At 57.5% G+C, this 18,834-nt stretch carries 17 protein-coding genes and 1 pseudogene; 9 read left to right on the top strand and 9 right to left on the bottom strand.

From position 1 onward, the window contains the following. Nucleotides 1–7: 7 nt before the first annotated feature. Both LRK71_RS01780 and LRK71_RS01775 read right to left on the bottom strand, forming a co-directional pair. Nucleotides 8–496: a dihydrofolate reductase gene (locus LRK71_RS01780; RefSeq protein ID WP_232400647.1), complete on the bottom strand. Its 489-nt coding sequence runs from the start codon at nucleotides 494–496 to the stop codon at nucleotides 8–10. 83 nt (nucleotides 497–579) lie between these two features. Further along, nucleotides 580–1,413: a thymidylate synthase gene (locus LRK71_RS01775; RefSeq protein WP_332460234.1), complete on the bottom strand. Its 834-nt coding sequence runs from the start codon at nucleotides 1,411–1,413 to the stop codon at nucleotides 580–582. A gap of 239 nt (nucleotides 1,414–1,652) precedes the next feature. Between LRK71_RS01775 and LRK71_RS01770 the strand changes: the two genes are divergently transcribed. Then, a complete protein-coding gene (locus tag LRK71_RS01770) occupies nucleotides 1,653–2,081 on the top strand; it encodes a VOC family protein (RefSeq protein WP_232400645.1) in 429 nt (142 codons plus the stop codon). A 279-nt stretch (nucleotides 2,082–2,360) separates the two neighbouring features. On the opposite strand, the gene LRK71_RS01765 is transcribed toward LRK71_RS01770, so the two are convergent. From LRK71_RS01765 to LRK71_RS01755, 3 genes are all read right to left on the bottom strand, one after another. Further along, nucleotides 2,361–2,858, bottom strand: coding sequence for a MarR family winged helix-turn-helix transcriptional regulator (locus tag LRK71_RS01765; protein WP_232400642.1), 498 nt, complete (start codon nucleotides 2,856–2,858; stop codon nucleotides 2,361–2,363). A gap of 71 nt (nucleotides 2,859–2,929) precedes the next feature. Then, nucleotides 2,930–3,199, bottom strand: coding sequence for an FAD assembly factor SdhE (locus LRK71_RS01760; RefSeq protein ID WP_232400641.1), 270 nt, complete (start codon nucleotides 3,197–3,199; stop codon nucleotides 2,930–2,932). A gap of 10 nt (nucleotides 3,200–3,209) precedes the next feature. Continuing rightward, on the bottom strand, nucleotides 3,210–3,611 hold the full coding sequence (locus LRK71_RS01755; RefSeq protein WP_232400640.1) for a helix-turn-helix domain-containing protein: 402 nt from the start codon (nucleotides 3,609–3,611) through the stop codon (nucleotides 3,210–3,212). A gap of 98 nt (nucleotides 3,612–3,709) precedes the next feature. On the opposite strand from LRK71_RS01755, the gene LRK71_RS01750 reads away from it, so the two are divergent. Next, complete coding sequence (locus tag LRK71_RS01750; RefSeq protein ID WP_232400639.1) at nucleotides 3,710–4,912, top strand: pyridoxal phosphate-dependent aminotransferase; 1,203 nt, start codon at nucleotides 3,710–3,712, stop codon at nucleotides 4,910–4,912. An 18-nt stretch (nucleotides 4,913–4,930) separates the two neighbouring features. After that, a complete protein-coding gene (locus tag LRK71_RS01745) occupies nucleotides 4,931–5,347 on the top strand; it encodes a hypothetical protein (RefSeq protein WP_232400638.1) in 417 nt (138 codons plus the stop codon). Here LRK71_RS01745 and LRK71_RS01740 read toward each other — a convergent pair. Further along, on the bottom strand, nucleotides 5,344–6,753 hold the full coding sequence (locus LRK71_RS01740; RefSeq protein WP_232400637.1) for an MATE family efflux transporter: 1,410 nt from the start codon (nucleotides 6,751–6,753) through the stop codon (nucleotides 5,344–5,346). The two genes, LRK71_RS01745 and LRK71_RS01740, sit on opposite strands and share 4 nt — an antisense overlap. Before the next feature lie 78 nt (nucleotides 6,754–6,831). Further along, nucleotides 6,832–7,440, bottom strand: a complete 609-nt coding sequence (locus tag LRK71_RS01735) for a carboxymuconolactone decarboxylase family protein (RefSeq protein WP_232400636.1) — start codon at nucleotides 7,438–7,440, stop codon at nucleotides 6,832–6,834. A 511-nt stretch (nucleotides 7,441–7,951) separates the two neighbouring features. Here LRK71_RS01735 and LRK71_RS01730 point away from each other — a divergent pair. The 6 genes from LRK71_RS01730 (at nucleotide 7,952) to LRK71_RS01705 (ending at nucleotide 16,963) form a co-directional block, all read left to right on the top strand. After that, nucleotides 7,952–9,595 (top strand): BCCT family transporter, encoded by a 1,644-nt coding sequence (locus LRK71_RS01730; RefSeq protein WP_232400635.1) that lies wholly within the window; start codon nucleotides 7,952–7,954, stop codon nucleotides 9,593–9,595. Nucleotides 9,596–9,774: 179 nt separating this feature from the next. Next, entirely contained in the window at nucleotides 9,775–10,281 is a 507-nt protein-coding gene (comD, locus tag LRK71_RS01725) for a sulfopyruvate decarboxylase subunit alpha (RefSeq protein ID WP_232400634.1), read from the top strand. Then, nucleotides 10,278–10,835, top strand: coding sequence for a sulfopyruvate decarboxylase subunit beta (comE, locus tag LRK71_RS01720; RefSeq protein ID WP_232400632.1), 558 nt, complete (start codon nucleotides 10,278–10,280; stop codon nucleotides 10,833–10,835). Before comD ends, comE begins: the two co-directional genes overlap by 4 nt. A gap of 287 nt (nucleotides 10,836–11,122) precedes the next feature. After that, nucleotides 11,123–13,909: a bifunctional aconitate hydratase 2/2-methylisocitrate dehydratase gene (locus LRK71_RS01715; protein WP_232400631.1), complete on the top strand. Its 2,787-nt coding sequence runs from the start codon at nucleotides 11,123–11,125 to the stop codon at nucleotides 13,907–13,909. A 144-nt stretch (nucleotides 13,910–14,053) separates the two neighbouring features. Beyond that, nucleotides 14,054–15,214, top strand: coding sequence for a fumarylacetoacetate hydrolase family protein (locus tag LRK71_RS01710; RefSeq protein ID WP_232400630.1), 1,161 nt, complete (start codon nucleotides 14,054–14,056; stop codon nucleotides 15,212–15,214). A 687-nt stretch (nucleotides 15,215–15,901) separates the two neighbouring features. After that, nucleotides 15,902–16,963 (top strand): zinc-binding dehydrogenase, encoded by a 1,062-nt coding sequence (locus LRK71_RS01705; protein WP_232400629.1) that lies wholly within the window; start codon nucleotides 15,902–15,904, stop codon nucleotides 16,961–16,963. A gap of 838 nt (nucleotides 16,964–17,801) precedes the next feature. Here the strand turns inward: LRK71_RS01705 and LRK71_RS01700 are convergent. Further along, nucleotides 17,802–17,930 (bottom strand): annotated as a pseudogene (locus tag LRK71_RS01700) (IS110 family transposase); the annotation flags it as partial. Nucleotides 17,931–17,961: 31 nt separating this feature from the next. Beyond that, nucleotides 17,962–18,831 carry a hypothetical protein gene (locus LRK71_RS01695; RefSeq protein ID WP_232400628.1) on the bottom strand — a complete coding sequence of 290 codons (870 nt, stop codon included), beginning with the start codon at nucleotides 18,829–18,831 and terminating at the stop codon, nucleotides 17,962–17,964. Nucleotides 18,832–18,834: the final 3 nt, after the last annotated feature.

The raw sequence follows: 18,834 nt of genomic DNA, 5'->3' as shown, positions 1-18,834 counted from the left end.
TCGGCCGCTAACCCGTTGTTGTACGGCGCAGGTATTCCACCATGACGCAGGTGGGATCGGCTGGGCGTAGTTTTGTTTCGCCCTGGCGCTGCCAGTCCGCCTCGGCAACCTCGGGAAAGAATGTATCCGCCTCGGCAACCGCCAGATCGACCTCGGTGATCAACAAGCGATCCGCGAGCGACAGCATCTCTTGGTAAATCCGGGCGCCGCCAATACCATAGATCCGGCGATAGCCCTGGGCATAGGCCGCTGCAACCGCGCGTGTGACGCTGTCATGGACCGTATCGGCAGCGGCAGGGTTAGACGACACAACCAAATTCAGCCTATTTTTCAGAGGCTTGACCGGCAGGCTCTGCCATGTATTGCGCCCCATGATCAAGGCGCCACCCAGGGTTTCGCGCTGAAAGGCCTTCAGATCTTCAGGGGCATGCCAGGGAATGGTATTGTCCTTGCCAATGGCGCCATTGCGGTCGCGGGCAACAATCAGGGTAATCATCGTAGTGGTCTGCCTTGCAGCTGAAGCACCCGGCAAAAGCCGGTGCATGATATATGGGACGACGGCAAGACCCCGGCTGGCTGTTACACCGCGACGGGGGCTTTGATCCCTGGATCGGGATCATAGTTCAGCACCTCAAAATCATCATAGGTGAAATCAAAAATAGAGCTGACCTGCCGCTTGATCCGGATCTGCGGCAGTGGCTTGGGCGTACGCGACAGTTGCAGGGCCACCTGTTCTCGGTGATTGGAATAGATATGCGCATCGCCAAGGGTATGAATGAAATCCCCCGGCTCATAGCCGGTGACATGGGCCAGCATCAGCTGCAACAAGGCATAAGAGGCAATATTGAACGGCACCCCAAGGAACATATCCGCCGAGCGCTGATAAAGCTGCAAATGCAGTTTGCCCCCCAGGATACGCACCTGCCACAGGGTATGACAGGGCGGTAGCGCCATATCCGGCACATCCCCCGGGTTCCAGGCCGAAACGATCAGACGGCGGCTATCGGGGCTAGTCTTGATCATCTGCACCAGATCGGCGATCTGATCGACAGACCCCGCCCTGTACACTGGCTCATCCCCGGTGGTGCCCGGGATCAGCTCCAGCTTGGGAAAGCGGCGCCATTGGTGGCCATAGACCGGCCCGAGATCTCCCTGTTCATCGGCCCATTCATCCCAGATCGAAACCCCGTAATCCTTGAGATATTTGATATTCGTATCGCCCGACAGGAACCAAAGCAGCTCATGTATAATAGAGCGTAGATGTAGTTTTTTGGTGGTGACCAGCGGAAAACCATCCTCCAGCGGATAGCGCGCCTGCATGCCAAAACAAGAGATGGTGCCGGTGCCGGTGCGGTCGCTGCTGGACACACCGGTTTCCAGAATTTGCCGCAAGGCCATGTGATATTGCTGCACAGGGATCCCCTTTTCTGACGCTCATCACGAGATGGGCCAGCTATAGCTGCGCCTGTCAACCAAAGGCAAGTTGATTGCCCTGCCAATGCGGCGGCCCGTTTCCAGTCCCGCCCCCCTGCGAATCAATCCGTCTTCGCCTATAGTTATGATAGTGTTAAAAAACTACAGCACACCCCCGGCTCTGTCAGTTCAAGATCAGCTGCAGAAACGGGTGTTCCAACTTGTAAGGATCACCGCATATGGCGCTTACCTATCTGCACGTAATGGTCCGGGTGAAAGACCTGGAAAAATCCATGGCGTTCTACGAATTGCTCGGCCTGCGCGAAACCCGCCGCTATGACAGCGAAAAAGGGCGTTTCACGCTGCTCTATCTGGCGCCTCCGGGTCAGGAAGAAGCCCCGCTGGAGCTGACATACAACTGGGATGGCGATGATGCGCTGCCAAGCGACAGCCGTCATTTTGGCCATCTGGCCTATGGTGTTGATAATATCTATGACACCTGCCAGTTCCTGATGGACAATGGGATCACCATCAACCGTCCGCCGCGCGATGGGCATATGGCCTTTATCCGCTCGCCTGACAATATCTCAATCGAGCTGCTGCAAAACGGCGAATCTCTGGAGCCGGCAGAGCCCTGGGCCAGCATGGAAAACACTGGCCACTGGTAAGCAAGCCACTGGCAAAAGCCCGCCTCGTTGCTGCCGCAGCTATTGGGCGGCAACACCTGCGCTATCGCAGATATGAAAACGCACCGCCGGTCCCGTCAGGACCAAGGCGGTGCGTCTTGTGGTGAACCCGAATTCTTCAAGTCTAGATGCAACTGTTTCCCAGCTGATCCGAGGTCGTATCGCGTGTCGAACGGAGCAATTCTTGCGCCTGCACAATATAACCTTCAGCATGTCGCCATAGGATCTATGCTATTGGACATGTCGCCCAAAAGCCTGTGTTCAGTAGATATAGCGGATCTGATCCGACCAATACCGTTCCACCCGCTTGAGCGAGCTTGTGATGTCAGCAATGCCTTCGCGGCTGATAACATCCTTGCCCTCCAGGCCGTCGGCGTGCCGTGCAAAGAGGCCCGCAACAATATCGCGAATCTCTCGACCGCGCGGTGTCAGGCGAACCCGAACAGAACGACGGTCAATTTCACAGCGCTGATGGTGCATATAGCCCAGCTCAACCAACTTTTTCAGATTATAGCTGACATTGCTGCCCTGATAGTACCCACGGCTCTTAAGTTCACCGGCAGTGACTTCATTGTCACCGACATTGAACAAGAGCAGCGCCTGCACTGCGTTGATTTCCAGAACGCCGACACGTTCAAATTCGTCCTTGATAACATCCAGCAACAACCGGTGAAGACGTTCCACCAGCGCCAGCGCTTCTAGGTAACCAGTCATGAACCCTTTGCGGTCCTGCTGGCCAATTGGTAATTCCATGCTCATACGCGTCTCCGACTCGAGTTTGCTCAGGAAAGAATACAGAAAATTTCCCAAAAATGCGTTAAGCTGGTTTTTTATTTAGTTTGATGCGTTTGGGCGACGTGGTTAATCAAATCTGTATAGGGGCTAGGCGGGGTGACCTGGCCGGTCACCCATTGATAAAGATCCTGATCATTTTCATGCAGAAGCTGGTCATAGAGATCCAACCTCGCGCCATCCATTAAACCCAGATTGGCGTCGGCATAGGCGGTCAAGAGAATGTCCATCTCTTTGATGCCACGACGCATGGAGCGCATTTTCAAGCGCTTCAAGCGATGCTCATGATTTTCAGGCTCTTGTGTCATCACCTTGACCTCATGCACTGGCAGCGCTTTGAATCAGCGTGCGCAGTTTCTTTTCCAACCGAGCGGCGCGCTCAGAGCTGCTGCGCATATCGTTGCGCAGAGCCCGTAGCTCTTGCAGTATACTGGCAAAATCGCCCACCTCAAGCTCAACGTCGCCAGGCTCGGACATGCCTTCACCCTCGCCGGTCAGCAGCCAGGACATAGACACATTCAGCAGGCCCGAAACCATCGACAGTTTATTGGCACGTGGCTCTGACAGGTCCTGTTCCCAACCAATCAGGGTGGATTTCTTCACCCCAAGGCGGCGCGCCAGTTGCGCCTGTGTCATGTCGGCGGCTTCGCGGGCAGCGGCCACGCGGTCGCCGAAGGTTGCAGCCTCTGGCCCGAACCAATCCGTTGTTTCGTCAGACATATGCCATCTCCGTTCCGGTCTTTATCAATGTTGCTTGATCGCGATTTGGTGGCACCCTATGACAGTTGCCAAGAACATTCAAACAGGGGCCAGCCGCCATGTCTTTCCTTTCCAAGACCCTCGAGCGCGTAAAACCGTCGCCAACAATCGCGATCACCGCCATGGCAGCAGAACTGAAGGCAGCTGGCCGCGATGTCATCGGTCTGAGCGCAGGTGAACCCGATTTTGACACGCCGCAGAACATCAAGGATGCAGCGGTGGCCGCGATCGCCGCAGGCAAGACAAAATACACCGCCCCTGATGGAATCATAGAGCTGAAACAAGCGATTTGCGACAAGCTTGAGCGCGAGAATGGCCTGTCCTATGAACCAGCCCAGATCTCTGTCGGCACTGGTGGCAAACAGACGCTATACAATGCGCTGATGGCCACCCTGAACCCCGGCGACGAGGTCATCATTCCAGCCCCCTACTGGGTCAGCTATCCGGACATGGTGCTCTTGGCGGGCGGCACGCCGGTGCCGGTTGAGGCCAGTCTGGAAACAAATTTCAAACTGACCCCACAGCAGTTGGAGGCAGCCATCACCCCCAAAACAAAGTGGTTTATCTTCAACTCGCCCTCCAACCCCAGCGGTGCCGGCTATAGCCGCGCCGAGCTGAAGGCGCTGACCGATGTCTTGATGCGCTATCCCCATGTCTGGGTCATGTCCGATGACATGTATGAACATCTGGTTTTTGACGGCTTTGAATTTGCCTCCCCCGCTCAGGTGGAACCCGGCCTTTATGAACGTACCCTCACTTGCAATGGGGTCTCCAAGGGCTATGCAATGACTGGCTGGCGCATTGGCTATGCCGCCGGGCCGCAGCACCTGATTGCCGCCATGCGCAAGGTACAGTCCCAGTCTACCTCCAACCCCTCGTCCATCAGCCAGTGGGCCGCGGTTGAGGCGTTGAACGGGCCGCAGGATTTTCTTGCAACCAATAACGTCGCCTTCAAACGCCGTCGCGATCTGGTGGTCGAAAAACTGAATGCGATCGACGGCGTGACCTGCCCCACCCCGGAAGGCGCGTTCTATGTCTACCCCTCGATCAAGGGACTGATCGGCAAGACCAGCCCAAAGGGCACCGTGATCGAGGATGACAAAGCCTTTGCAACCGCGCTCTTGGCCGAGGCGGATGTGGCGGTGGTCTTTGGGGCCGCCTTTGGCCTGTCCCCCAACTTCCGCGTCAGCTATGCAACCTCGGACGCTGCCCTTACCGAGGCCTGCAGCCGCATCGCGGATTTCTGCGCCTCCCTTACCTAAGTCAAAGGATCCTGCCTGATGGCTGCATCGCTGCCCGAGTATTTCTTTCGCATCCGTGAAAACGGTGCTTTTGTGTTTCGGGTTGATACCGAAAACCGGCAGCGGCGCATCGATATGGATCAGATCGCAGCAGTGAACATCCGCAACGGAGAGATCAAGCCGCATGGTGGCCGGGCCCTGTCAGACCAGGACCTGGCGGCGATAAAATCCTGGATGACAGAGCGCAGCGCCGTGCTGGCAGCCCGCGACATCGACGATATCAAACGGGCGGTGGATCACCTAAGCCTCACCGCCCATTGGGCCCAGACCAAGGCCAGCCCCGATCAACTGGAGGCTGTGACCGATGGCTTACTGCTGGCGATGCACGATCTGCGCAGCGTGCTGGTGCGCAAGAAGGCAGATCGGCTGATGAAAAAGACCCCAAAAGACGATTAGGTGGCGGCGCTTGGCCTGCGGCTCTGTTTGCCCGTCTGCTTGATCGTATGGCGCCAAAACCGCAGCATCAGGAACACCCCGGCAAAGCTGAGCCCCAGCACCAGCCCCGACCAGATCCCGATACCGCCCCAGCCAAAGGTAAAGCCAAAGAGATATGAGGCAGGCACCCCAATCGCCCAATAGCTGAACGCCGCGATCAACATCGGCCAATTGGTATCCTGCACGCCGCGCAACAGCCCCAGGGCAATAACCTGCATCCCATCGGTCAGCTGGAACAGCGCCGCCATGGCCAGCAGCCCCGCCCCCACCAGCAGGATTTCAGGCTTGTTAGGATCCTCTGCATCCAGGAACAGTGAAATCAACTGATCCGGCAGCAGCAGAAAGGCAGCCATGCCGACAAATGACATGACCAATGACATTACGATCACCACCCGCGCCCCAAGGGCCATGTGCTCTCGGTCGCCCCGCCCATAGGCATTGCCAGCCCGGATCGTCGCCGCGTTGCTGAGCCCCAGATGCACCATGAAGGTCAGCCCCGCCAGAGTGACCGCCACCCCATGCGCCGCCAGCGGAATAGTCCCCAGCCAGCCCATCATCATCGCCGAGGCGGCAAAGAGGCTGACTTCGCTCAGGTTGGTCAGGCCAATCGGCATGCCCAGCTTGAAGACCCGCGCGAACATCTCCCAATCGGGGCGATGAAAGTTCTTCAGGATTTCCTGTTCCGGCAGAACCCAGAGCGCATAGGCACCAACCGCCAGCAAAGAGACCGTCTGCGTGGTGATCGAGGCATAGGCCGCACCGGCGATTCCCAACTCGGGCGCACCCCAATTGCCAAAGATCAGCGCATAGTTCACCAGTCCGTTGACCACGGCGGCAAGAATGGTGATCCACAACACGATCTGCGTGCGCTCCAGCGCCGCCAGATAGGATTTGAACACCATGACCAGCAGTGCAGGAAACAGCCCCCACCCCGCCAGTTGCAGATAGGTCGCGGCCGGACCGGCCACCTCTGGGGGTTGGCCCAGGGTCAGCAAAATCGCCTCAGAAAACAGCAAGAGCGGCATCGCCGCCACGCCATAAAGCAGCGACAGCCACAACCCCATTCGGGTCGCACGACGGATCTGGCGTTCTTCCCCTGCCCCGGCAGCCGCTGCCACCAGCGGCATCACCGCAATGGCGAATCCCGCGCCCATCAGGAAAAACACAAAGAAGTAGGACCCCGCCAGCGTCACCGCAGCCAGCGCTGCCGCGCCATACCACCCCAGCATGACAGAATCCGTCATGCCAATGGCAAATTGCGCCACATGGCCGCCCACCAACGGCAGGCCCAGCACAGAAAGCGCGCGCACATGGCCACCTGTGCTCATCTTCGGGGTGGATTTGGGGGGCGTGAATTGATCTATCATGCAGCAGTCTTAGCAGGTACAGCGCCCCCGGCAAGCGCCGTCAGACAGCCGCTGTGCCCGCGTCGCCCCTGGCGGTGATTATTTATGTCCCCAATCATCAGGGTTGTCGGAATTATTTGGACTCAACCCGAGCGCATCCCCCTTGGTCGAACAGCCAAGCCCCAGAACTGTACGGTTGGCATAGGCAAAATAGGCGCAGACCTGGTTGATCTCCAGGATCTCTCCATCGTCATAGCCAACTGCGCGCAGCGCCTCGACATCGCTTTCGATCAGGCTTGCGGGGGCATCGGTCAATTTGCGCGCATAGCGCAGCGCCACCTGCTGCGCCGCATCCAGCGGAGCCTCCGTCGGACGGCGCGCTTCAATCGCGGCGCGAATGGCCAGGCCGCGCGGCTCATCCTGGAGCAGACGCTGCAGTCCGGAAAAATGGTGTTCAACGCAATAGCCGCAGTTGTTCAGCGACGACACCCAGACACCAAGAACCTCCAGAAACCACTTTGGGATCTTGTTGCCGCTATGGTGCAGCACATTCTTGTAAAGCGCCATATGCCCTTCCATCGAATGCGGCCGCAGGGAATGCACCATCATGATGTTGTCGACATTGTTGTCCGGCCCGGTCACCCGCTGATAGAGTATCTTCAGTTTGCCGGTCGCCTCTTCGAATGGAACTGTCTTGATCCAGGCCATGGTCCTCTCCTCCCTAAATTTGTCACCAAATGATAAGATCACAAAGAGAATAGAAACAATGCCTTAAATCAGTTTCTTTCATCGTGCGATTTGCCCCGATACGGCACATTGCCCGGACAGGGGGGGGGCCGGCATCCAAGGTGGCAAGGTCTTCAGCGGCGGTATCAGCCTGCCTATACGCCCCGCAACTACCACCTGCCAACGTCACGGTTTCGACAACGACCACGGGCGGCAAGATCTGCTCCAACAGGCAACACCATATGCCGGAGAACATGCGCCCCGCAGCAAGCCTTTCATCTTGGTGCAAAGAAACATATAGGGCCGCCCACACCAGACCCTGGCACCAGTGATCCTGGCCGATCTGGTGCGGGCACCGCCCTAGTGGCGTGATTACGCATAAAACAGTCGCAAGGCGGCGTGTTGTCACGCCTTCCAAATGCATCTGTTTCTCAAGGCACCACCCCGCGCGGATGGGGCCCAATTATGAACACTCTCAAGGAGGAGGCACCTGATGTCTGACGACACACCCGCACATGGTATCCCCGCGCCGGAAGGCGTAGCGGATGTCATTGCGACGGACTACGAAATAGGGCAGCATAATGTAGACGGCTCTCTTGGTCCCTTTGGCTATGACATTCACAATCCGGTTTTTGCCATTTCCGGCGCTGCCATTTTGGCCTTTGTCTTCTTTACCCTGGCACTGCCTGAAGAGGCGGAGCAAATCTTTAAGAGCTTGTTCAACTTTACCACCAAGAACTTTGACTGGTTCCTGATCGGAGCTGCCGATCTTGTGGTCATCTTTGCCCTGTGCCTCATCGTCTCCCCCTATGGCAGCGTCCGCCTTGGCGGATCTGGCGCGAAACCAGACTATACCTATATTGGATGGTTCTCGATGCTGTTTGCCGCCGGCATGGGCATCGGGCTGATGTTTTACGGGGTTTCCGAACCGCTCTCCCATTTCTCCTCCTCCTTAGGTGGGACCGCAGGCGAAGCAGGCGCGCGAACAGATTGGGCGCCGCTCTCCGGGGCGCTGGACAATCAGCAAGAGGCGATCCGCCTGGGCATGGCGGCCACGATCTATCACTGGGGCCTGCACCCCTGGGCGATCTATGCTGTTCTCGGCCTGGCGCTAGCCCTGTTCAGCTACAACAAAGGCCTGCCGCTGACGATCCGCTCTGCATTCTATCCAATCTTTGGCGAACGGATCTGGGGATGGCCGGGGCATGTCATCGACATCCTGGCCGTTTTTGCCACGCTGTTTGGCCTGGCGACCTCTTTGGGATTTGGCGCAAAACAGGCCAGCGCAGGGCTGAACGAGCTGTTTGGTGTACCGATGGGCAGCACAACAGAGGTGGTGCTGGTCATCGGCATTACCGCTATTGCCCTGGTCTCGGTGCTGCGCGGGCTGGATGGCGGGGTCAAGATCCTGTCTGAAATCAACATGGGGCTGGCAGGTCTATTGGCCCTGTTTACACTGGTGGTGGGGCCTACCGCATTCTTGTTTACATTTTTCTGGGACAGCCTCGTTGCCTATGTTGAATACCTACCTGCCCTTGCCACCCCATTTGCACGCGAGGACGTGAACTTCAGCCAGGGCTGGACCGCCTTCTATTGGGCCTGGTGGATCAGCTGGTCACCTTTCGTCGGCATGTTCATCGCCCGTGTCAGCCGCGGCCGGACAGTACGCGAATTCATCGTCTGCGTTTTGCTGATCCCCTCTCTGGCCTGCGTAGCCTGGATGTCGATCTTTGGTGGCAGCGCCATCTATCAGGTGATCACCGATAACTTCACCGGAGCGCAGAGCGCCGAACTGCCGCGCCAGCTGTTCCAGATGCTCGGAGAGCTGCCCCTGTCGTCTGTGACCTCGTTCATCGGCATTATTCTGGTGATTGTCTTCTTCGTCACCTCCTCGGACTCTGGCTCTCTGGTGATTGACACAATCACCGCTGGCGGCAAGGTTCACGCCCCGGTGCCGCAGCGTGTGTGCTGGTGCATTTTTGAAGGTGCGGTTGCCGTTGCCTTGCTACTGGGCGGCGGGCTTGCAGCCCTGCAGTCCATGGTGATTTCCACCGGTCTGCTGTTCACCGTGGTGCTGCTGGTCATGTGCTATTGCATCCTACGCGGGCTGCGCAATGAGCACGCCGAAAACCAATAGGTACAGGCCTTAGCCAAAAACAGGGGGCGGATGCTTGGCTGCAAGCATTCGCCCCTTTTTATTCTGCAGCGTCGCTACCATGCCAATGCCCGCAAGGCAGCTGTTGCCAGCTGTGCGATGGGCAGTGCATATTTGCCGCATCGCTGCCTGTTAGATCCCTGGCATAAAGGCCCGCCCCAATGAACATAGACAAACGGATCGCCGATGATCTGGTCGCCAATGATATCTCTTTTGTTACCACCGTGCCCTGCAAACAGCTGGCCGGAGTAATCGAGGAAATCGACCAGCGCGATGATATTTTTCACATCCCCGCCAACAAGGAAGACGAAGGGATGGGCCTGTGCGCGGGCGCCTGGATGGGCGGCAAGCGCCCGGCCATTATCATGCAGAACACCGCCATCGGCGTCACCATCAATACCCTGGCCACCCTGATCCAATACTACCGTATGCCGCTGCCCATGCTTATTTCCTATCGCGGCGAGCTGCGTGAACCGGTCGCCTGTCAGGTGGAAATGGCGCTACACACCAAGGCGCTCTTGGCGCAGCTCAATATCCCCACCTATCACTTTCACCAGCAAAGCGACGTGGCAGAGTTCGACACCATCCTGAAATACACCTTCATGTGCAATAAACCCGTGGCCATCCTGACGGATGCCACCTTCTGGGGAGGCTATGGCGAGCAATGATCCGGTCTGAAATCCTAACCGAAATCGCGCCCATTTTGCGCGACCAGCTGGTTGTCTGCAATATCGGCATCCCCAGTCAGGAACTGCACGCCATCGACGACCAACCAAGCAATTTCTACATGCTCGGCACCATGGGGCTTGCTTCGTCCATTGGACTGGGCCTGGCGCTCGCGCAGCCCAAACCCGTCATCGTGATTGATGGCGATGGCTCGGTGTTGACCAACCTTGGCACCCTGCCCACCATCGGCAACAATGCCCCGGCCAACTACATCCTGATGATCATCGACAATGGCTCATATGGCTCTACCGGGGATCAACCAACCTATACCGGCAAAAAGACCTGCCTGGCAGGCATGGCGCGGGCAGCAGGCTGTGACAACGTGGTCGAGGTCCGCGATCTCGACACAGGCGCAGCACTACAACAAGCGCTAGCAGCGCAGCAGGCCACCGTCCTCGTGGTCAAATGTGACAGCGGCAACGCCAAGATGCCGGTGATCACCATGGATCCAGTGGAAATCCGCGCGCGTTTCATGCAGGCAGTTGCCCGCCGCTGACCTCGCGGCAGAGCAGCAACAAATGCCGCAGAAACACCCAGCAGCATTTGTTGCCACCACAGCAAAATCATGATTAGTCGCGCAGTAATCTTGATGCTGTATCAGCACCTGCATGCTCCGGCTTGGGACAGCACCAAACCCGAGCCGCAGCAGGGCCGATATTGGGCATCTTGCAAAGCGGAACTAAAAAGTATACCACCGCATACAACCAGCTTGTTTCGACTCGCCAGACCATTCTGACAGCCGTCATTCAAGCTATGCGCAACACTCATCGGCGGGACAATCGCATGACCTTGTACACGGACTATCTAGCAGAAATCGAAACACGCAAAGCCCAGGACCTGCACCCCAAGCCCATTGATGACGGCGCGCTTGTGGCAGAGCTGATTACGCAGATCAAAGATCCGGCCAACCCCTACCGCGAAGACAGCCTTAAATTCTTTATTTACAACACCTTGCCTGGAACCACCAGCGCAGCCGACAAGAAGGCAAAGTTCCTGAAAGACATCATCCTGGGAGCGGCTGAAGTGGCCGAAATCACCCCTGATTTTGCCTTTGAACTGCTGTCCCATATGAAGGGTGGCCCCTCGGTTGAGGTGCTGTTGGATCTGGCCCTGGGCACTGATGCAGCCATCGCGCAGCAGGCCGCTGCAGTGCTGAAGACGCAGTTCTTCCTCTATGAGGCCGATACCGATCGGCTGGCCGCCGCCCTGGCTGCGGGCAATGCTGTCGCCCGGGACATTCTCGAAAGCTATGCCAAGGCAGAGTTTTTCACCGCACTTCCCGAGATCGAGGAAGAAATCAAAGTTATCACCTATATCGCCGGCGAAGGTGATATTTCTACCGACCTGCTGTCGCCCGGTAACCAGGCGCATTCGCGTTCCGACCGCGAGCTGCACGGCAAGTGCATGATTACGCCAGAGGCCCAGGCCGAAATCGAAGCGCTGAAGGCTGCCCACCCTGATGCCCGCGTGATGCTGATCGCAGAAAAAGGGACCATGGGTGTTGGGTCTTCGCGCATGTCCGGCGTCAACAACGTTGCCCTATGGACCGGTAAGCCCGCCAGCCCCTATGTGCCCTTCGTGAACTATGCCCCCATCGTGGCCGGTACCAACGGCATTTCGCCGATCTTCCTGACCACCGTTGGCGTGACCGGCGGCATTGGTATCGACCTAAAGAACTGGGTCAAGAAGCTGGACGCAGATGGCAAATCAGTGCTGGATGCCAATGGCGACCCGGTGCTGGAACAGACCTATTCGGTTGAAACCGGCAAGGTGCTGACCATCAACACCAAGACCAAGAAGCTCTATGAAGGCGACAAAGAACTGGTGGATATTTCCGCCTCGCTGACGCCACAAAAGGCCGAATTCATCAAGGCCGGCGGCTCCTACGCTGTGGTCTTTGGCAAAAAACTCCAAACATTTGCCGCCGAGGCCTTGGGCCAGGAGCTGAAGTCCGCCTTTGCCCCCTCGAAAGAGGTTTCGCATGAAGGCCAGGGCCTGACCGCAGTTGAAAAGATCTTCAACAAAAACGCCCGTGGGCTGACGTCGGATGCGCCGCTGCATGCCGGGTCGGATGTGCGCGTTAAGGTCAATATCGTGGGTTCGCAAGACACCACCGGCCTGATGACCTCACAAGAATTGGAAGCCATGGCGGCGACGGTGATCTCTCCGTCGGTGGATGGCGCCTATCAGTCTGGCTGTCATACCGCGTCGGTCTGGGATCTCAAGGCCCAGGCGAACATCCCCAAACTGATGAGCTTTATGAACAAATTCGGCCTGATCACTGCGCGTGACCCCAAGGGCGAATATCATGCCATGACAGATGTGATCCACAAGGTGCTGAACGACATTACCGTGGATGACTGGGCCATCATCATCGGCGGCGACAGCCACACCCGTATGTCCAAGGGCGTCGCCTTTGGCGCCGACTCCGGCACCGTTGCTCTGGCGCTGGCCACCGGTGAGGCCACAATGCCGATCCCGGAATCCGTCAAGGTGACCTTCAAGGGCACCATGAAAGATCACATGGATTTCCGCGATGTGGTGCATGCCACCCAGGCTCAGATGCTCAAGCAGTTTGGCGATAACGTCTTCCAGGGCCGCATCATCGAAGTGCACATTGGCACCCTGCTGGCGGACCAGGCCTTTACCTTCACCGACTGGACAGCGGAAATGAAGGCCAAGGCCTCTATCTGCATCTCCGAAGACGAGACGCTGATCGGATCGCTTGAGATCGCGAAAAGCCGGATCCAGATCATGATCGACAAGGGCATGGACAATGCGGCTGGCACCCTGCAGGGGCTGATCAACATTGCAGACAAGCGGATTGGTGAGATCAAATCCGGTGAAAAGCCCGCCCTGACCCCCGATGACAACGCCAAGTATTTTGCCGAAGTCGTGGTGGATCTGGACGAGGTGGTCGAACCGATGATCGCTGACCCGGATGTGAATAACGCCGATGTGTCAAAACGCTATACCCACGACACAATCCGCCCCGTTTCCTACTACGGTGGCGACAAAAAGGTGGATCTTGGCTTTGTTGGCTCCTGCATGGTGCACAAGGGTGATATCAAGATTGTGGCGCAGATGCTCAAGAACCTGGAAAAGGCAGAAGGCAAAGTCACCTTCAACGCGCCTCTGGTTGTTGCAGCCCCCACCTACAACATCGTGGATGAGCTGAAGGCAGAAGGCGATTGGGAAATTCTGCAAAAGTACTCTGGCTTTGAATTCGACGATTTCATGCCCAAGAACAACGCCCGGACCGAGTATGAGAACATTCTCTATCTTGAACGCCCCGGCTGTAACCTCTGCATGGGCAACCAGGAAAAAGCGGCCAAGGGCGATACCGTTCTGGCCACCTCGACCCGACTGTTCCAGGGCCGTGTGGTAGAAGATACCGCCGAAAAGAAAGGCGAAAGCCTGCTCGCCTCGACCCCGGTTGTTGTGCTGGCGGCCATTCTGGGCCGCACGCCAACAATTGACGAATACAAGGCCGCCGTTGAGGGCATTGACTTGACCAAGTTTGCACCGCCCCTGGCAATCCCATCCGCCACAAAATCGGCCCACTTCTAAGGCACTCTTCGCCTAATACACGGCCGATATGGTAAAATCTGAACAGAGCGCAATGATAGTCATTGCGCTCTTTTTCTTGGCCAAACAACTCTAGGCTGCTAGGCAGGACCCCAAGGCGACAAAACCATATTGAAAGCAATGCATATGCCCCCTTTGGAATTCGGACTGGACCCAAACGGCCTATACCTTGGCCGCCTTTGGCGGCCCGGCATTGGGCCCTGCCTTGTCACCCTACGTGATAAAGAGGTCTGGGATATCACCAGCCCGGCGGCAGCAACGCTCTCGGCGCTACTGGAAGCAGATGATATCGCCGCCTATCTTGACGGCGTGAAAGGCACGCGGGTCTGCACACTGGCAGAGCTGGAATACAGCACCTATAACCAAGATGCGCCGCAGGATCGACTGCGCCTTCTGCCCCCCTGCGACCTACAGGCGGTCAAGGCAGCCGGCGTCACCTTTGCAAGATCCATGATCGAACGGGTGATCGAGGAGCGCGCTGCAGGCGATGCCACCCGCGCCAGTGAAATCCGTACCCAGGTCGCTGGCCTTATTGGCGGCTCTCTGCAAGACATCACCCCTGGATCCGAAGCCGCCGCCCGTGTCAAAGCCCTGCTGGAGGCCGAAAACCTATGGTCACAGTATCTGGAGGTCGGAATCGGCCCCGATGCCGAGGTCTTTACCAAAGCGCAGCCGCTTTCTGCTGTGGGCACCGGCGCCGAGATCGGCCTGCATCCTGACTCTGGGTGGAACAACCCCGAACCAGAGATAGTCCTGGCGGTTTCGTCCACTGGTACGATCTGCGGTGCGACGCTGGGCAATGACGTGAACCTGCGCGATGTCGAAGGGCGTTCGGCGCTATTGCTGGGCAAAGCAAAGGACAACAATGCCTCTGCCGCGATCGGCCCTTTCATCCGAATATTTGATCAGGATTTTGGCCTGGCGGACATCAAACAGGCCGAAATCCTGTTGCAGATCAAGGGCGCCGAAGATGGCTTTAGCTTGGAAGAAAGCTGCGCCATGCGCGAAATCAGCCGACAGCCCGAAAGCATCGTCGCCCAGACCCTAGGGCCGCATCACCAGTACCCAGACGGCATGATGCTCTATCTGGGCAGTATGTTCGCCCCGATCCAGGACCGGGATGAGCCCGGCCAGGGATTCACCCATAAACTGGGCGATCAGGTGACCATCTCAACCCCGCTGCTCGGGACGCTGAGCAATCGGATCAATCTCTCGAACGAATGCCCAGCCTGGAGCTTTGGCATGGGGGCGCTGATGAAAAACCTGGCCAAGCGACAGCTGCTTTAGCCTACCGCGACCCTGTTTCAGCCCCCGCTGGGAACAGGGCAACATCCTAAGCAGGTTATACACATGCTTCATCATCATGATGCGGCCTGAAGCGGCCATCCGTCACATAAAGCGAGGCAATGCGCAGTCGCCCGCTGGTGGCCCCGCCTGCGTTCTGGCGAAGGTGAAAATAGGTCTTGTTGGCGTCTGGTGAGGCCGCAGAAAGGTCGATCAGCGCTGCAGGGTCGGTAATGCCGTAAGCCGAAAAGCCGCCATGTCGCTGGACGCATAGCCTGCGCCTGGGTGTGCTATGAATGCGTTCTTTGTGGGTCTAGGCGATTGTCTCGAAGGCGATGCAATGCACTTCCCGCATGTTTCGAATGCCATCACTGCATGTGTCTAGGCAAGCAAACGACCAAGTTAAAAACTAATGGCCATAGAGGCCCGTATGGTGCGAATTCGCGGGTGCCTTATTTTTGCAACGGTGACGACTGGCCGGACTGGCGCAGCTGAACTGCTGCGATAAGAGCATTGGGGCAAAGGCAGGTCAGGGCCGTCCTTATTGTGACGCAGAACCTGCATCCGAGGGCGGTGGTGAGCCTATTGCAGACAACCCTCCGGTGAACCCAAAGGGCGCGAGTTTGCCACCTACCTCAATTCGGCCTAAGTTTGGTCTGGCGGCAAAGGCCCACGTAAAGGAGAATTTGGATGATACCGGAGACCATGAGGGCCATGCTGCTCACCGGACATGGCGGCCCCGACAAGCTGGTTTTGGATGACCATCATCCAGTCCCTACAATTACGCCGGAGGAAGTGCTGATCAAAGTTGGGGCCTGCGGTATCAACAATACTGACATCTGGGTTCGCGAGGGTGCCTACGGAAGCTCGGACGACCCTGAAGAAGTTACTTCATTCGGTGACGACCCCTTGCGGTTTCCCCTAATTCAGGGGGCTGACATTGTTGGCACGATTGCCGCGTGCGGTGATGCGATCGATCCATCGCGACTTGGGGAACGGGTCATGGTCGATTTCGGAATCTACTCTGGTGAGGGAGCCGATATCGCAAGCCACGACTATATCGGTTCGTACCGACCAGGCGGGTTTGCGGAATATGTGGCAGTTCCTGCAGTGAATGCTCACCAGATTGAAACTGAGTTGAGCGATGCAGAAATGGCGACTTTTTGTTGTGCCTACGTGACTGGAGAGCACATGCTGCGCAGAGCGCGCGTATGCGAAGGCGAACGGGTATTGGTCACCGGGGCATCGGGCGGTGTGGGTTCAGGTGTCGTGCAATTGTGCCGTGCAAGAGGCGCGATCCCATATGGCGTGGTGGGCACCGGAAAAGAAGATCTTGTGCGCTCAATAGGGGCTGAAGAGGTCGTGGAGCGGGGCTGCAAAGACATGGTGGCTGCCGTCAAAGCTGCCACAGGCGGCGCAGTTATTGATGTGATCGTGGACACGGTGGCAGGTCCAATGATGCCCGATCTGATTGAGGTGTTGCGCCCCGGGGGGCGGTATGCGACGTGCGGCGCAATGGGTGGTCCGATCGTTGAACTCGATATGCGTCGCATTTATCTCAAGAACATCGAGATCCACGGTGCCTCACAGGGGGCTCGCCGCGATTTTGTGGCGATTCGCGACTATGCCCTGTCAGACGCGATTAAACCGCTGTTAGCGGGCGTATTTCCGCTCGCGGAACTTGCTTGTGCTCAAGAGAAGTTCGCCAGGAAGGACTTTGTCGGCAAGCTTGTGGTCACCGTAAACTCGTAGCGTCCAAAGGTCTGCTCGGTCCCGCGACCTGTGAAGTCGACGTCTGATCCTCGCTGCGGTGCGCACAAATGGCCATTTTATTTGCCGCCTCGCGGCGTCCAAATTTGCGCAGACGCAGCAATAATTTGGCACTTCCGGTGTGGGCTCGAAGCTGACGTTGGCTCATTGTGTGGCGAAATACTGGTCTGTGGTCGACCATACCGCATTACGGTTTTGCCAGTGCAAATGGAAATTTGTTGCGCTTCGGTAAACAACTTCAATATGCTCCCATCGTTCATTTGTCATCAATTGGAGCCTCAGTCTGGGCGAGAAGTCAGAACCTGCATCCCTTACACAAACATCGGATATCCAACGCCAAACATGGGATCATCTGGCGATAATTCGGGTTCATCTTGAATCCATAAGCCGAATTGTGGATGCGGCCTCGAACGAGAACTTGTATCGCCCCTTAGCTAACACTCGTTGAAAGGCAATCGCAACTCGATATACGCTTAATATGCGAAGAGATGATGCTGCTAGGGTCAGGCCTTCGGTAACGGGTTCGTTCCAGTCAAGGCATTTTTCGCAAGGGGATTGATCCCGCCGAAGCAGGAGGTAGGCGTATTTTTTCGTTTGCGCCTGATCTTCACGCCACCCTTTATTGAGATCCTTCGTGCACATGCTTCGGTCCGTGGTCAGCGCTTGGCTGCCGACATGATGCTGGTTCGGTACAATTCCAATGTGCCAATATCATAGGCGAGCTTGACGGATGACAGCGACGGTCCAGAGCAGACATCATCGGAACCACGTCCCTGCGGAACCTTGAGGGCCTGCGGTCAGGCAGGCAACGGGTTGCGTATCAGGTCGTCGGCGCGGCCTCCATTTGGAATGTTGTGCCGTCTACCCACATGCGATGAAGGATAACTGAGATCCGGCGTGTCAGCGCGACCATAGCCCTTTTCCGGCCCCGGCGTTTTGCAACCTGAGCGCCCCAACTTCTCAGCCATGTCGCTCGCCCCCTACCCGTTTGGCCCCAGACCAACGCTCTGCTTCTGCCCCACCAGAGACACACCATACTTGCGGCGCAGCGCCTCAAAGGTGGCCAGGGTGCCCTCTGACTGGGATTGCTGCCGTCCGGCAATCGCGACACCCCTGGATTGCAGCCCAACAAGTTTGAGCTGCCCTTTCCGATGGGCCACATCATCATTCACCGCATCCCTGAGCGAACCCAGCATGTCCTGCAGCTTTGTCATGGGGCGCGCCAGCCCGCTGGTAGAGGCAACCAGATCGCTGAACACGCGGTCTGCGGTCAGGGTGACGCCGCCGTCAAACGTGAGCTTGCCGCCCGTGCTGCCGATCAGATCCTGCAGCTTGTTCAACCGACCAATGGCCGCATTGCCCTTGTTGGTCAGGGCCACATTCACCTGGTGCGAGAGCGTTGCCGCCTGTGTCAGCAACAGGGACCGCGTGTCGCCATCAAGATCCTGAACCAGCTTCAGCCGCATATCGCGCCGGATGTCCGCATCGGTGGTCAGCGCCAGGCGCCGGGTTCTGGGATCGAGATCCTGCCCCAACACCAGGTCCAGCGTTGCCACATGTTCCGACAGCGCGGTGCTGGCGATCCAGCGATCCGCCGCAGTCAGATCATCACGGCGAATGACAAAATCCAGTGTTGCCTGGATCCCCGTCCCGGCACTATCCACCAGGCGGCGCAGCCAGAGCGGCGCGTTGTCATCGAGCGCGACAGCCACATCAAGACGCCCCACCAGATCATCATAGGAAAAAGCCTCCGCATCCGTGATGGCATCCTCCAGCGCCCCCAATGACGATTGGAACGCCTCGACCGTGCCATCCCAATCCGAGTGCAGCGCCTGCACACGATCCGCCATTCC

Origin of the sequence: Pseudophaeobacter flagellatus, from assembly GCF_021228235.1 — a bacterium.
Lineage (GTDB): Bacteria > Pseudomonadota > Alphaproteobacteria > Rhodobacterales > Rhodobacteraceae > Pseudophaeobacter > Pseudophaeobacter flagellatus.
The sequence above is the reverse complement of the archived record's forward strand: the minus strand, read 5'-3'. Positions and strand labels throughout refer to the sequence as shown.